General features: G+C 40.1%; 9 protein-coding genes and 1 pseudogene. All 10 read left to right on the forward strand.

The features are described 5' to 3' along the window. Positions 1 to 214: 214 nt before the first annotated feature. The gene (locus HMPREF1535_RS10005) at positions 215 to 670 is read left to right on the forward strand and encodes an HU family DNA-binding protein (RefSeq protein WP_046146030.1); all 456 of its coding nucleotides are present in this window, start codon (positions 215 to 217) and stop codon (positions 668 to 670) included. A gap of 586 nt (positions 671 to 1,256) precedes the next feature. Beyond that, positions 1,257 to 1,811 carry an RNA polymerase sigma factor gene (locus tag HMPREF1535_RS10010; RefSeq protein WP_161799496.1) on the forward strand — a complete coding sequence of 185 codons (555 nt, stop codon included), beginning with the start codon at positions 1,257 to 1,259 and terminating at the stop codon, positions 1,809 to 1,811. A gap of 58 nt (positions 1,812 to 1,869) precedes the next feature. Beyond that, entirely contained in the window at positions 1,870 to 3,060 is a 1,191-nt protein-coding gene (locus HMPREF1535_RS10015) for a FecR family protein (RefSeq protein ID WP_046146032.1), read from the forward strand. A gap of 135 nt (positions 3,061 to 3,195) precedes the next feature. Beyond that, positions 3,196 to 6,639, forward strand: a complete 3,444-nt coding sequence (locus tag HMPREF1535_RS10020) for a TonB-dependent receptor (RefSeq protein ID WP_082150332.1) — start codon at positions 3,196 to 3,198, stop codon at positions 6,637 to 6,639. An 11-nt stretch (positions 6,640 to 6,650) separates the two neighbouring features. Continuing rightward, positions 6,651 to 8,564, forward strand: a complete 1,914-nt coding sequence (locus HMPREF1535_RS10025) for a RagB/SusD family nutrient uptake outer membrane protein (RefSeq protein ID WP_046146033.1) — start codon at positions 6,651 to 6,653, stop codon at positions 8,562 to 8,564. A 29-nt stretch (positions 8,565 to 8,593) separates the two neighbouring features. After that, a complete protein-coding gene (locus HMPREF1535_RS10030; RefSeq protein WP_161799495.1) occupies positions 8,594 to 9,796 on the forward strand; it encodes a DUF5000 domain-containing lipoprotein in 1,203 nt (400 codons plus the stop codon). A gap of 21 nt (positions 9,797 to 9,817) precedes the next feature. Continuing rightward, positions 9,818 to 10,927: a DUF4998 domain-containing protein gene (locus tag HMPREF1535_RS10035; protein ID WP_161799494.1), complete on the forward strand. Its 1,110-nt coding sequence runs from the start codon at positions 9,818 to 9,820 to the stop codon at positions 10,925 to 10,927. Positions 10,928 to 11,046: 119 nt separating this feature from the next. Further along, on the forward strand, positions 11,047 to 13,440 hold the full coding sequence (locus HMPREF1535_RS10040; RefSeq protein ID WP_052716684.1) for a glycoside hydrolase family 95 protein: 2,394 nt from the start codon (positions 11,047 to 11,049) through the stop codon (positions 13,438 to 13,440). Positions 13,441 to 13,695: 255 nt separating this feature from the next. Continuing rightward, positions 13,696 to 14,147 (forward strand): annotated as a pseudogene (locus HMPREF1535_RS10045) (HU family DNA-binding protein). 189 nt (positions 14,148 to 14,336) lie between these two features. Next, a complete protein-coding gene (locus HMPREF1535_RS10050) occupies positions 14,337 to 16,745 on the forward strand; it encodes a polysaccharide lyase family 8 super-sandwich domain-containing protein (RefSeq protein ID WP_052716685.1) in 2,409 nt (802 codons plus the stop codon). The last annotated feature ends 25 nt before the right edge of the window (positions 16,746 to 16,770 follow it).

A 16,770-nucleotide genomic window follows, 5' to 3' on the forward strand; every position in this document is an offset into this window, starting at 1 on the left:
CGCTAAGTCGGAGATGGCGTGGGAACTCCGGTAATCAGATTTATCCCGTTACTTGATGTATTGGAACAGTTCTGTAGGGCGGTAATGCCACTAATCTTAGGTGGCATCGTGACTTCTTATAGGTGACATGGTGACTTCTTATAGGTCGCTATACCGATCCTCAGACTTGTTGTATGTGCAGAGAGTAAGGGGAGGCTTTTAAAAATGTTCAATTATGGCATTCTTTAAAAAGGTTCTTAAAAAAATGGGTGGCAAGTGGCATCCGCAGGCAGTTACCGTGGGCAAACCCGTAACGACGAAAGAGGTAGCCGATTGCCTGTCGCAGATTTCTACCGTGAGTCGTGCTGACGTCTATGCTGTCTTGACGGATCTGGCAGGCGTTTTGGCCGATTATATGGCACAGGGACGCAGCGTGAAGATCGATGGTCTGGGTACTTTCTACTACACCTGTACCTCTAACGGCAATGGAGCTGACTCGGCAGATAAGGTGAATGCATCGCAGATCACCGGTGTACGTGTTCGTTTCATTCCTGAAGCCACGAAAAACAGCGGTAGTAAGACGATGAACCGTTCGCTTATCAGCAACAACATCTTTTGGATGGAATTGAACGGCGCACCCGAGACAACTCCTGAAGAAGGAGGCGGTGAAGACCGTCCGGAGATCGAGTGATCTTTCCTTGAATGTATGATGAAAGTGTTGCAAAGTAACTGCTTTGTCCGTTGGGACGGGAGAAGTGCTTGCAACACTTTCTTTTTTTGATCGGAATCAGATACATTGACTTTCATCTTCATTGTAATAGGTGAAAAAAAGTATATTATAATTTGTGAAACCAAAGTCTTCTATCTACTTTTGTAATCCAATCTTTGGTAAAATTCTGTCATAAAATGATTGGATTAATTACGAGAAGCGTTTTTATGATATTATCCTAACATTGGAACTTCGCACTTTCATAACCTTGGATAGTAGACAGCGAACGCTCACATGCTTGTTTTTGTTGTATCCCTGTGTTTTTACATATAGGAATATTCAAAATAAAAGGGTGTGAGCTGTTGTTTATATCAATGGTTAGGGCAGTCGAAGGCCTCAATGTTAGATATATCAACAGTCCTCACGCCTCTTTTTATTTATTATCCAGCCAGGGGATTATTGGATTCAAAAGTTTTTATACAATTAAGAACTCATTTAGAGAAGAAGAAAGAGGAGAAAAGAAAATATGCTATTAGAAAATCATAAAACATCGGATAATGATCTTTGGATGAATTTCATAAACGGTAATGATGCCTGTTTCGAGATTATATACAGGAAATATGCAGATGTATTGTTTCGGTATGGTATTCAGTTCACCACAGATGGGAATCTTGTTAAGGATGCGATCCATGATGTTTTTGTGAAATTGCATAGTGATAGACAACATTTGAAGGCAGAAGCCAATATCAAATTCTATTTGTTTACTTGCCTGAAAAATCGTTTGTACAATCTATTAAAGAGAGAACTCTTTTTTGATAAAATCGACCTGGAGGATAATGAATACATTGACCCTGGTGCCGAAGACCAAGTGACAACAGCGTTAAATCAGGACGAAATGCAGAAAACTATACGCACAGTGCTTAGCCTGCTGACCGATCGGCAACGGGAAATAATCTATTATAGCTACATAGAAGAATTGTCCATAGAAGAAATAGCTGTTCTTACGGGAATGAATTACCAGTCGGTGCAAAATACTATCCAGCGCTCTCTAAAAAGAATAAGGGAGTCATTGCCATTAATTATTATTTTTTTCTTTTTGTGTAAAAAAGAATGTTTTTGTTGAGTATAATTTTTCTGCTCGATTGTATTCATTATAGGGAAACCTATTTAATACAATTTGAATGCAAGAAAAAGATTATACAAATTATTCCGCAGAAGAGCTTTTGGAAGATGACTTCTTTCTGAAATCATTTTCCAGTCCTACACCTGAATCGCAATCTTTTTGGGAAGAACTGAAGAAAGAAAATGAAGCTCTTGCTAAAGAAGTTATGATTGCGAGTGGCATCCTCCTTTCCATTCCTTATCGTAAGCGGGCTTTCTCGTCTGATGACAAAGACTTGCTTTGGAAAGAGATTTGCCAGACTAATAATAAAAAACGATTCTTCAGATATTGGTATTCCTCAGTGGCGGCTGTGGCAGCTTTGTTATTAGCAGTGGGAGGATATTATTATACCGGTTTTTATGCGAATGACAACCTGACTGCAATCGAGAAAGTACAAAAACCCGCACATCCGGTAGAAACTGTCCAGTTGATTCTAGCCGATGAGAAAAAAGTGACTATAGAGGAAGAAGATCCACGTTTGCAATATAGCAAGCAAGGCGAATTACATATTAACACACAAAAGGTGGAAACTTCCCAAAATACCGCTACAGTGAATAAAAAAAATGACCCCATTTACAACCAACTCATCGTACCGGTCGCGAAACGTTCCTTCTTGGAATTGGCCGACGGTTCACGAATATGGGTGAATGCAAACACCCGGGTTGTCTATCCGGTTACTTTTGAAGATACGAAACGCGAAATATATGTAGATGGCGAAATCTATATTGAAGTTAGCCCGAATAAGAAACGTCCGTTTACCGTTAAATCCAAGAAAATGGATATCCGCGTATTAGGAACGAAATTTAATGTTTCGGCTTATGAAGCCGGTCAGGATGTTTCTGTGGTTCTTGTTTCAGGAAAAGTAAATGTACGCACAGACAACCGTGTCGAATCCGTTTTGAAGCCTTCCGATCGGCTGACTTACGAAAAAGGAACTACCGATATAAAGAAAGTAAATGTAGAAAACTATATTTCCTGGAAAGACGGATATTACACATTTGATAATGAACAATTCTCCATTGTTCTGGATAAGCTGTCCAATTATTATGGCAAAATAATTACCTATGATCCCGAAGTAGGAGCATTACGTTGCTCCGGCTCGCTGAATCTGGGTGACGATATGGTAAAAGTATTGACAGGGCTTGAGTCGACCATGCCGGTCAATTTTACAATAGAGAGTGAGTATATATCAGTTAATGTTAAACCTTAAAAAAATAAAAGATTATGACATAAATAAGCATTGAAAAACAAAACCGGATAATAGTGGGTATTATCCGGTCGTAAATTTAAAAGAAAGAATTTTAGCAGAATTCTTTCCAGTTAAATCAAAAATCAATACAAATGTATGGAAAACAAACGAATAAATAACGTTAGAATACGTGAATTCAGAAGATTAAAATGTGTTATAGTCGCATGTCTGATGGCGGCATCTTGTTGGGCAGTTGATTTTTCAGCAAAACCAGCCTATTCACAAAAGACTCAGATTTCCTTAAATCTTACCAATAAAACTCTGAAAGAAGTCTTCAAAGAGATTGAACGAAACAGTGAATTCGTCATTTTCTATTATGAAGGAGTGGTAGATGCTAACAAACGAGTTAAAATCAATGTAAAGCAACAAACAGTCGATAAAATATTAGACAAACTGTTTGAAGGAACCGACAATACTTATAATATTGTTGATAAGCAGATCTATATAACTAAAAAGAGCGGAGAAGAAAAAACAGCTATCACACTTTCTGCTGCTCAGCAGCAAAAAAAGATCACCGGTAAAGTAATGGATGAACTAGGGGAACCTTTGCCAGGCGTTGCTATCCAGGTGAAAGGTACGCCACGTGGTGTAACAACTGACATCGATGGAACTTTCTCCATCGATGTTAAAGATGCTGATATATTGATATTTACTTATCTGGGCATGCAAGACCAAGAAGTAGCGGTAGCTAATAAAAAGCAGTTGTTTATTACATTAAAAGAGAAAACAGACGAATTAGAGGAAGTGACTGTTGTTGCGTTTGCTAAGCAGAAAAAGGAAAGTGTATTAGCTTCTATTACAACGGTAAAACCTTCAGATCTGAAAGTGCCTAGTAGTAATTTGACAACAGCTTTGGCTGGAAGAATGTCCGGAATCATCTCTTATCAACGAAGTGGAGAACCAGGTCAGGATAATGCAGACTTTTTTGTGCGCGGGGTGACAACCTTTGGGACTGGGAAAGCAGATCCTCTTATTCTGATTGATGGAGTAGAATTTACCTCACAGGATTTAGCTCGGTTGAATGTTGATGATATTGCCAGTTTTTCTATTATGAAAGATGCAAATGCCACAGCTCTGTATGGTGCTCGAGGTGCAAATGGTGTTATTTTAGTTACAACAAAAGAAGGTAAAGAAGGTAAGGCTAAACTTTCATTCCGCTATGAAACTTCATTGTCTACTCCCGCCGAGAGAGTGGAGTTGGTAAATCCATTGGATTACATGCTTTTACATAATGAAGCGGTAAGAACGCGAGATCCCTTGGGGGTATTACCTTACTCTAACAAGAAAATTGCCATGACAGGGATTGGTAATCCTAATGTTTATCCCGCAACAGATTGGTATAATTTGTTGATGAAAGATAATACGATAAATCATCGTGCAAATATCAATATTAGTGGTGGAGGAAAAGTGGCTAGATACTATGTTGCTGCTTCTTTCAGCCAGGATAATGGTAATTTACGAATGGATAAACGTAATAATTTCAACAATAATATTGATTTGAAAAAATACCTGTTACGTTCAAATGTAAATATTGATTTGACTAAAACTACAGAAATGATTGTGCGCATGCATGGAACATTTGATGATTATTCCGGTCCGCTTGAAGGTGGATCAGGAGTATATAATAAAATTATGAAAACAAACCCAGTGTTATTTCCTGCATTTTATACTCCGGATAAAGGAAATATATTCACTCAACACATCCTTTTTGGTAATGCTGATGGTGGAAAATATATTAACCCGTATGCTGATATGGTCAAAGGGTACAAGGAAAATTCCACTACCCAGATTCTTGCTCAGTTAGAATTGAAACAAGATTTTAGTTTCTTGATTAAAGGATTGTCAGCCAGGGTTTTGTTTAATACTTCGCGCTATTCCACATCTGAATTGTCACGTTCTTATAATCCCTTCTATTATGAACTTGCCGGTTATGATCAAGCAAAGGATGAATACATACTTCAAACATTGAATCCGCTAAAAGGTTCAGAATGGCTTTCTTATAGTGAAGGAACGAAAAAGATCAGTAGTACAACTTACTTTGAAGGTGCCCTTCAATATAATAACGAATTTTCTGATGTTCATAATGTTAGTGGTTTAATGGTGTTTACGACCCGTGAATCGCGTATTAGTAATGCCGGGTCACTTCAGGCTTCGTTGCCCTATAGGAATGTTGGATTAGCTGGCCGTGCTACTTATGCATACGACAGCAAGTATTTTGCAGAATTTAATTTCGGTTATAACGGTTCGGAACGTTTTAGTAAGAAAGAACGTTATGGTTTTTTCCCGTCGGGAGGAGTTGGGTATATGATTTCCAATGAAAGTTTTTTTGAACCGTTGAAAAAATATATCACTAAACTTAAGTTGAAAGCGACGTATGGTATGGTTGGTAACGATGAGATAGGAAAAGAGGAAGACCGCTTCTTCTTCTTATCAAATGTCAAGTTGAATGATAGCGGCAGAGGATATAATTTTGGTACTGATTTCGGATACAACCGTCCGGGAGTGTCGATATCACGTTATGAAGATCCTTTTATCACTTGGGAAACTGCTTACAAACAGAATTATGGTTTTGAAATTAGCCTATTTGACAAGTTGGAGATTCAAGGTGATTTCTTTAGAGAGAAACGTAAAAATATTTTGCAGGAACGAGTCTTTATTCCTTCTACTATGGGATTGCAGGCAAGTCCAAGTTCTAATGTAGGTAAAAGTTCGGCTATGGGATATGATATGTCAGTGGATTATTCTCAGTCATTCAATAAAGATTTTTGGTTGTCAGTGCGCGGAAATTTTACTTATGCAACGAGTAAACTAGATCTTTATGAAGAACCGGATTATACAAATACTCCCTGGCGTAAATGGACTGGCAATAAAATATCTCAGAAATACGGATATATTGCCGAGCGATTATTTGTTGATGAAGAAGATGTACGAAATTCGCCAAAACAACAGTTTGGAGAGTATATGGCTGGTGATATTAAATACAAGGATATCAATCAAGACGGGATTATAGATGAGGATGATGAAGTTCCTATAGGTTATCCTACTAATCCCGAAATCATATATGGATTTGGTTTTTCTTTAGGCTATAAAGGTTTGGACTTTTCTGCCTTTTTTCAAGGGTCTGCCCGATCGTCATTTTGGATTGATCCAAAAACAATTTCTCCGTTTGTTGTTGATGATAAAGGTGGTCAAACGGCTTTGCTTCAGGCAATAGCTGATAGTTATTGGTCGGAAAGTAATAGAAATGCCCATGCGTTTTGGCCTCGTTTATCGGACAGAATAATTGACAATAATACGCAGACGAGTACCTGGTTTATGCGTGACGGTTCTTTTTTGCGTCTCAAATCGGTAGAATTAGGATACACATTGCCAAAGAAATGGACAGATAAAGTCGGGTTGGATGTCTTACGGCTTTATTTAAGTGGTACGAATTTATTTTGCCTGAGTAGCTTCAAGATGTGGGATATTGAAATGGCTGGAAATGGATTAGGTTATCCTATTCAACGGGTATTTAATATTGGTATAAATATAAACCTCTAAGTTATAATAAGATGAAATCAATATATAATGTAATTGTTTGTAGTTTATTCCTACTATTGACGGCATGTAGTGACTATTTGGATGTTATTCCTGATAATATGCCAACTATAGATCATGCTTTCAGTGATCGGAATAGTGCAGAAACTTATCTTTTTACCTGTTATTCTTATATGCCGGTAGATCAGTTATCGCGTGGTAACAATGTCTCCCTGATGAGTGGCGAATCCTGGATGGTATTGTCTGGGGATAATTATTGGTTTGGGAAAGATCATACGGCTTTCGATGTTGCTCGCGGATTACAGAACTCAAACACACCTCTACTGAATTATTGGGATGGAGACAAAGGTGGAAAAAACTTATTTATTGCTATACGTGACTGTAATATTTTTCTGGAAAATATACATAAAGTAGTTGATCTGGAAGAGTATGAAAACCGTCGTTGGACAGCAGAAGCTAAGTTCTTGAAAGCTTTTTATCATTTCTTTTTATTTCGCATGTATGGACCGATTCCTGTTATTAAAACCAATCTTCCTGTTTCGTCAACTCCAGAACAAGTGAAAGTATATCGGGAGCCCGTAAATGAAGTCGCTGATTATATCTGTGAATTGCTTGACGAAGCATCTGGAGATTTACCGGAAGTCATTACAAATGAAATTGAGGAAATGGGACGGATTACTAAACCGATGGCTTTGGCTCTGAAAGCAAAGGTAAAGATGACGATGGCAAGTCCGTTATTCAATGGAAATGACCGCTATAAGAATTTAGTAGACAATCGTGGAGTTTGTCTGTTCCCGGAATATGATGAAAATCGTTGGGATGAAGCTGCTAAAGCTTGTAAGGATGCAATTGACTGTGCGCATGAAGCTGGTCATAAACTCTATACTTATCAAGGTTTTCTTCCGGTATCTGATATAACTCGTTATAAGTTGAATTTGCGTTATGCTATAACGGAAAAATGGAATCCTGAAATAATATGGGGAACGACCATAAGTGACAGTCCTATACAAGGAGCGTGTATGATTAGAACCAGAAGTAGTGAGGCTAGTAATAATACAGTTATTGCAACAATTGCTCCAACTTTAGATGTTGTAGAACGTTTTTATACCCGGCGGGGAGTTCCGATTTCAGAAGATAAACAATGGCTGGAAAATGGACGGTATGATAATCGTTATAAAACGGAAGTTGCTGGAGATAGCGAAAAGTATTTATTAAAGGAAGGTTATACTACTGCAAAATTGAATATTGATCGTGAATATCGCTATTATGCTTCGCTTATTTTTGACGGTTGTATCATTTGGGGTAATGGTGTTGTCGACGATAATAGTTCTTCAATTACCTATGGTCAAATGAAACGGAAGCAAATCGGTGGTCAGTTAGGTACAGATTGTTATTCTCTTACCGGATATACACCAAAGAAGTTAGTTAATCCGGAATCTGTGGTTAGTAATAGCTCTTTTTCCAGGAAACGTTATTCTTTTCCGATTATACGTTTGGCAGATATTTATCTGATGTATGCAGAAGCATTGAATGAGGCTGGTGCTGAAAAATCAGAAATTTTCCAGTGGATTGACCCTGTTAGAGAACGTTCCGGTTTGGAAGGAGTAGAAGCTAGTTGGAGTAAATATTCAACTAATTCAGGAAAAATCAACACTCAGCAAGGGCGTCGGGCGATCATTCATCAGGAACGTTTGATAGAACTTGCATTTGAAGGGGAAACCCACTGGGATATCCTTCGCTGGTGTGAGGCTGATGATTATCGCAATCGCCCGATCAGGGGCTGGAATGTCAATGGGGAAACAGAAGATGAGTATTATAAAGAAACGGTTCTTGCTTATCCGATTTTCGCAACAAAGGATTACTTCTTCCCGATAAAAAAATCGTCGCTTAATGTGAATAGTAACCTGATTCAAAACTATGGATGGTAAAACATTTGTATATAAATAATGGATATATTATGAAAAAGATAGTTTATTTATTGTTGTTACAACTGATTATGATAAGTTGTAGCGAGTCATTTGTCGGACAACCTCCTACAAATGATAATCAACCTCAAAGTATAAAAAATCCAACGATAGTTCCGATTCCCGGTGGTGCGATCATTTCTTATGATTTGCCGGATGATGCGGATTTGCTGAGTGTAAGAGCCGAGTATACTTTGAACGGCAAGCCCGTAAATACCGAAGTGTCAATTTATTCGAATGAATTGAAATTAGAAGGATTCGGTAATACAGAGTTACAAACAGTCGATCTGTATACGGTGACTCGAAGTTTTGTGAAATCGGCCCCAATAAAAGTATCGTTCACCCCATTAACACCACCAGTTATTGCAGTAACCGAAAGTGTGTCTATGAGAGAAGATTTCGGTGGTGTACAATTAAAATGGGAAAACGAATCGGGTACAGAACTTGCGGTTTATTTGCTTGCAGAGGACTTTCTTACGGGAGAAATGGAGACAGCAGAAATTCTCTATACTAAACAGGAAAACGGGCTCTATTCATTAAGAGGTTTTGATGATACTGAAAGGACGTTTGGGGTTTGTTTTCGTGATAAATGGGATAACTATTCTGATACAGTACTTGCGAAATTTACTCCATTATATGAAATACAATTAGATAAAACGAAATTCAAACAAGGGAAACTGCCTGGCGATAACGTCTCTGAAATAAATGATAGTTGGGCTTTTAGGCGTTTATTTGATGATAAATTAGATAATCTTGGATGGTCTACAATAGGTGGTAACGCAGGAAAACCGGCTCCTATCAGATATACAATAGATTTGGGGGCTTCATCTAAGTTAAGTCGATATAAGGTTTATCAGCGACTCGATTATGAATATAGACATTATAGTCCTAAAAAGTGGAAAATCTATGGAACAGATCATATTGATCCGGCCAATATGACTCTTGACTATTTTGATGGAGATAATTATCATAAAGATTGGGTTTTAATGGGCGAATTTGAAATAATCAAACCCTCTGGAATTGGAGATCAAATTACTAACGAGGATAAGGAAGTAGCGCTTGCCGGACATGAGTTTGTGTTTGATTTGGGACTTCCTCCTGTACGTTATCTGCGGTTTGAACAGTATGAAACATGGAGCGGTGGTCTGGAAGTTAATTACCGTGAAATCACTTTCTGGGGAAGCGATAAAAAGTAAATATAAAATCAATAAATGGTTATGAAATATATTGTTAACATTATAATGCTGGTTTCATTTGTAACCTTAGCGTCTTGTTCTGGAATGAATGATATAATCGAAGAATATCTCGATAGAGGTGAAATTAATTATATCGGGAGACCTGATTCGGTAACATGTGACGGTGGGTTGTACCGTGTAAAACTGACCTGGAAAGTCGGTAAGGATGTTCGCATTGAAAGTTGTAAGATCTTCTGGAATATGGGGGCAGATTCTCTTATTTATCCGATAGATAAAGAAAGTTTGATTAATGGATATGCAAGTGTAGAGTTACCTTTTGAAAATGAAGGGGAATATGTTTTTGATCTGATTCAAATGGGGGAAAAGGGATTTCCTTCCATTCCACAGGAGGTAATCGGAAAAGTATATGGTGATAAATACATTTCATCATTAATACCACGTTCGGCACGTAGTGTCGATATTGAAAACAATGTTGCTACATTGACTATCGGTTCTGTAGATAACTGTTATTATTCAGAAGTGCTATATACTGATAATAATGGAAAAGATAATACTGTAAGAGTAGAACCTGATGTTACATCTATAACAATAGATAATTATACTTTTGGAGGAGATTTTACTATAAAGAGTTACTATAAACCAGAAGAGAACGCGATTGATATTTTTGAAGTTGAAGACAAAGGCCGATTCCCATTAGTAGAAAAGATAAACAGGGGAAACTGGACAATTCCTTTTGTTTCATCTCAGAAAGAAGATACTTATCCTATAACGAATATTCTAGATGGAAATGTTAACTCTCTTTGGCATAGTAAATGGACTCCTTCACCCCCAGCTCCTTTCCCTCATACTATCGTAATCGATATGGCAGAGGAATTTGATTTATACCAGTTACAGGTATTTCAAGATCCTGCTCGTATGACGTTTAAATCTGCCCGAATTTTGGTTGCTGAAACGAATGAGGATGATGAGTCTTTTGTTGAAATAGGAACGATGCATTGTCTGAAAACAGATAAGAGTTCAATTTTTGATTTCACAAAACCACAAAAGGCCAGATATATAAAAATGATAATGGAAGAAAGTTATAATCCTCCTTATGTAGCTATTTCTGAAGTTTATGCTTTTGGGAGATAGTTTATAATCTATCAGCTTTCTAAATGATGAAGGAAGAGAGTGTTACAAAAAACTCTTTTAATCATTCTCTTCCTTTATATTATTATTTGTAATGACGAAAATAAATATAAACATTGAATATGAATAAACTTATTGGCGGTATCCTATTGTTGATGTTTACCTCTTCTGCTGTAGCTTTTTCAGGAAAGCCGAAAACTGTTCCTCATACATCGATCTTCCACATGAATAAGCCAGCTGAAAACTGGAACGAAGCCATTCCAATCGGTAATGGCCGGTTAGGAGGTATGGTATGGGGTGGAATAAAACAGGAACGGATACAGACGAATGACGATACGTTCTGGTCGGGAGAACCGCGTAATGTGCAAAACCCCGGGGCAGCCCAATATCTTCCCGAGATTCGCCAGTTGCTTATAGATCAAAAACATAGCGAAGCGCAAAAGCTGATAAACTCGAAGATGCTGGGACCTAACAATCAAAGTTATATGCCATTGACCGACATTGTATTGGATTTTCCGTCAGGCGATTTTACAGACTATCACCGGGAACTGGATATGAACCGTGGAATAGTCACTGTTTCCTACAGACAAGGAGGAGTTGGTTTTGTCAGGGAAATATTTGCTTCTTATCCTGACCAGACGATTGTGATGCGCATTAAATCAGAGAAGCCCAGGAGTATAACCTTTGATGCAACATTAAGCAGTAAGGTTAATCATACGGTAAGGATAGATGAAGCCGCTCAGCAGGTCATTATTGATGGACAAGCCCCTCAAAATGTGAATCCCGAGTATAACGGGTTTTCCCTACCTACCTATCAAGAAGGACATGGCATGAGATTTCAAGGCCGGTTGGTGGTTGATAACAAAGGAGGAAAGGTTGGAGCGGCAGATAATAAGCTGAAGGTTTCCGGTGCCGATGAAGTAACAATTTGTTTTGTTGCAGCAACCAGCTTTAACGGCTTCGACAAAGACCCTTATAAAGAGGGGAAAGATGAAAAGAGGCTATGCCGGGATTATACGAAAAAGATAAAGGGAAAATCATTCTCCAAATTACTGAAAGCTCATGTTAACGATTATTCCGCCTTATTCGGGCGGGTGAGTATAGATTTGGGATATGAAGAACAAGCATCTTCGCCGATCAATGAAAGGATTCGGAACTATGCTAAACAACAAGACTTCTCGTTTGCAGGGCTGTATTTCCAGTTCGGGCGTTATCTGCTGATCTCGTCGTCGCGTCCAGGATCACAGCCGGCTAACTTGCAGGGCATTTGGAACGATGCTTTACAACCGGGATGGAGCTCCAATTGGACCATTAATTGCAATACACAAATCAATTACTGGCCGGCAGAGGTAGTAAACCTTTCGGAATTACATCAGCCGCTGTTTGACCTGATACGCGAATCGTCTATCGATGGGGCTAAAACGGCTCGTAACCTATACAATTCACGTGGCTGGATGGCCCATCATAATATTGATCTCTGGCGTACAACCTGGCCGGTAGGCGGCTCAGGGCTATGGGCTATATTTCAGACTGGTGGTGCGTGGCTATGTCATCATATCTGGGAACATTATCAATTTACGCAAGATAAGGATTTTCTGAATGAAAACTTTGACCTTTTGAGGGATGCTTCTCTATTTTATGTAGATTGCCTACAACCGGATAAAGATGGTTATTTAGTAACTAATCCTTCGGAATCGTTTGAAAACAGTTATATCGATCCTGCCGGTTTTAAAGGCTGGGCTTGCATGGGATCGGCACAGGATATGCAGATTATCCGTTCGCTCATGCAAAACACCATGAAGGCGGCCGAAATTATCGACTCTAATGATCCAGCTATTGCAGAGATAAAAGAAGTATATACAAAGCTGCCGCCTATGCGGATTAGTCCGAGCACGGGAGAATTACAGGAATGGAATGATGACTGGAAACCGGCTTACCCCCATAACGGACAGGTGGGGCACGGCTGGGGATTCGCTGCCGGCAATTTGATCACTCTGCGAGGTACTCCCGAATTGGCTGAGGCATTCAAGAAAACAATTATAAACAGGCAACCGGGAATGTCGTATAATAGCGGCAGTTGGACAGGAGTGTTCCCTTCTATGTATTGGGCTCGTTTTGAAGAGGGAGACAGTGCGATGAAAGTAATCAACCGTCATTTTGCTATGGCGCTCTATCCTAATTTTACCTGCAAGTTTACTAAGTTTTGGGAAATAGACGGTAACCTCGGGATTACGGCTACTATTGCCGAAATGTTATTGCAAAGCCATGCCGGTGAAATCAGTCTGTTGCCAGCCTTGCCAGCCGTTTACCCGAAAGGTAAAGTAACCGGCCTCCGTGCCCGGGGAGGATATGAAGTTGACATGCAGTGGACCGATGGAAAGCTGACTAAAGCTGTGATTCGCTCTGTTAAAGGGAAAGGCTCAGTATCAATACGGTATAAAGATGCAGTAAAGGTGATTGATTTTTCTTCTAATAAGAGAGTAGAATTATCTTCTTCTGACTTTAAAATGATATAGCTAATAACTGGCTATTGAACAGATCATATCTACTGGAATGAATACAAGCAAAAGGAAAGGTCATCCTTTATTCTAAACACGACACGATAAGCAGGAGATGGTGCGGGAACTCCGGTAATAATAAATCTGATGTTTTCTGGATCTAAATGTATTTGATTTATGGAGATAAAGACGACCTACTAGGTAGGTGAGGTCGGTATCTCTGAACTACATTTTCAGACAGGATATAATGGATATACTTAAAAAAACACTAGTATGGCATTTTTTAAGCGATTTTTCAAGAGGATGAGTAACAAGTGGTATCCGCGGCAGTTACCGTTGGCAAACCCGTGACTACGAAAGAGGTCGCCGATCGTTTGGCACAGATATCTACCGTGAGCCGTGCCGATGTCTACGCTGTTCTTATGGATCTGGCTGGCGTATTAGCCGACTATATGGCACAAGGGCGCAGTGTAAAGATCGATAGTTTAGGTACCTTCTACTACACTATCACAGCAAGTGGCAACGGAGTCGACTCGGCCGACAAGGTGAATGCATCGCAGATCACCGGCGTTCGCGTTCGTTTCATCCCCGAAGCTACGAAGAATAGTGGTAGCCGGTCGATGAACCGCACACTTGTCAGCGACAACATCTTCTGGATGGAGTGGAACGGCAAAGTCGAAGAAACTCCTGGTCCTGATGAAGGCGACCACCCGGTAATCGAGTGATCGCACTTTCTTACCCGATGATCTCTTTATTTCGATAAAGTGATTCTCTGGAACGTACAAATAGGGTGTGCCGAAACTACCCCTCCCATGCTAGCCATGAGGAGAAGCGGCTTTCGTCACACCCTTGTAGCATCTAAGGCATACCGGCCTATTTAATTGATTGAGTTATATAACATATACAGGATAATAATGAAAATATATATAGTAGGATTACTCTTTCTGAGTTGTTTTTTAGCAGGAGCACAACCCGCCACCAAGCAGGAAGCTCTGCACAATATCTGCCTCTTTTATGCCGAAAAGCGGAATAAGGAGACACGCATATTGGAAGATTCAGTAAAAAAGTATACCGCTCTTCTGAATGAAAAGGGACAATTTACCGACCTGATACCCAAAGAAAAAACAATTACGCAAAACCGTTATGCCGCTCAAGAAGATAAACAACCTTTCATATCATCCCTGACCCTTCAGGCCCTGGGGCGTATCAGGGCGATTGCCGCGTGTTATGGAAATAAAGAAATGTCTGCCTCCGACACGCAGGTGCGAACCCTCTTTGAAGCGATACGGCATTACGGGAAATTGGAGACAGATCGGCTGAACGTTGCCTCCAGGTGGCATGCCTCTTGTTTCGCGATACCTACTATATCCTATCAAACCTACTATTCCTTATTTAATCTGATGACCTGTATTGAAAACGGACAAGTCCGGGACTCCTTGTTCATCGAAGGAAATAAAATACTGGGCAAACTATCCCTGCAATGCTGGACCGTACCTGCACGCATGGATGAAACCGACAAAGATGTAATAGACGTGGAGCGTTTCAGGAAACATGTCTGGTGGGTCGGAGGAAATGCAACGGATTATCGCCCGTTGCTGGAAACGGCAGCGCAGCTATCATCACCCGAAATGGCAGATGTAGTGGGAGAGATCGCAGTCAGATCTCTGTCCTCCGTATCGCAGGCAACTATTCAGGATGATTTCTGGCAGGAAGGAATCACCGCCGACGGAGCTGGCTGGGGGCATGGAAGGCAATGCCTCGTATGGGGATACCCGATCGACGGGACAAGAGGATCGCTTCGTATCCTCAAAATAATGAAAGAGTGCCGCTACCCGCTGCCACTCGAAGTAAAACAGGAACAGATAGACGTACTGAAAGATTATCTACGCGGATCATCCTATTACTATTATAAAGGATATGTCCCCCCGGTAGTGGACCGAGGTAATATGAACCGGCTGGTCCATCCCTTTACCGCACAAAAGAACGGTCGGTCTGCCGATTACCGCCGTCTGATTCCTTCTGCCAGGATAATAGAGATGCTGTTAGAACAATATCCCGACCTCTTAACGCCCGAAGTAAAAGAAGAGTTTAGCCTATTTCTCGACAATGCCCGGCGTTTCCGGATCGACATGCCCGGGAAATGGAACCAATACTATTCCGGCTCCCGCTATTTCTTCAACAATGACGATATAATAAAGAAGACTGACCAATACTATATGCTGGTTAACATGGCATCCAACCGTGTAAGTGGCCTCGAAAGTGCCAACACAATGGCGGCTGCATTCAATATCTTTACCTGCGACGGAACCACCCTCTTTTCCAGAGACGGCTATGAACATCGAAGAGTAATGGGCGCCTTCAATTTGCGTGCCTGGCCAGGAACAACATCCCGCCTCTCACCGAAACCCTTAGTGCCGATAGAAAACTGGAAAGGCTACAACAGTAAGCATCCGTTTGCCGCCGGAGCAACCAGCGGAGGTAATTCTTTTGCCGGAGGCTTTATATTCGAGAAGAGAGATGTAGGTTGGCCGCACGATACGATCTCACCCTATAGCGATCCTAACCCCTCGGCATTTGGTATCAAAGCCTATAAAAGCTATTTTATGTTCGACGACCTCTTCCTGGCAATGGGATGTGGCATAGAAAATAAAATGCCGGAGCAAGAAGGTGATATTGTTACAACAATAGATCAAACAGAGCTGGCATCCGATTTTAGAAAAGGAAGTACTGTACTGAATAACGGATTTTATTATAAAGTATTGGAAAAACATACTAAAGGAGAAGTCCTCATAAAACATGAAAAGAAGAAGACACATTGGCAATCGATGAGTGTTGCCAACAAGTTGCCAGAAACGGAGGAAGATATATTCCATATATATATCAATCATGGAAGAAGTCCGAAAGATGCATCTTACGCTTATACCGTAGCATGCAATGAGGCCGCTGCCGATCAAATGCCACGCGTATTATCAAATACCCGACAGGTTCAGGCAGCAGAAAGCTATAACGGAAATAAGATAGGTGCCGTCTTTTATAAAGAAGGAGCAAGAATAAAAAGCTCCAGGGGATATTTGAAAGTGTCGTCTCCCTGTGCTCTGCTGGTTGAGTATATAGATGATAGGGTATCTGTATCCGTTACCGACGGGTTAATGAACACTGAGCTTCAGGAGATTCTGATAGAAACATCTATTCCTTTAGAAGGGAATAATGTAAATAAGTTGTCAAACAACTGTTATCAGCTTCGCATGAAGGTCAGGACGGGTCGTTACACCGGCTCCCCCGTTCATGCCGAGTGCCGGCTGATTCCTGATGTCAATAAATGATTTGTACTAGGTATAATTGAATATA

Origin of the sequence: Parabacteroides goldsteinii DSM 19448 = WAL 12034 (assembly GCF_000969835.1) — a bacterium.
In the GTDB taxonomy this organism is placed as follows: Bacteria; Bacteroidota; Bacteroidia; order Bacteroidales; family Tannerellaceae; genus Parabacteroides; species Parabacteroides goldsteinii.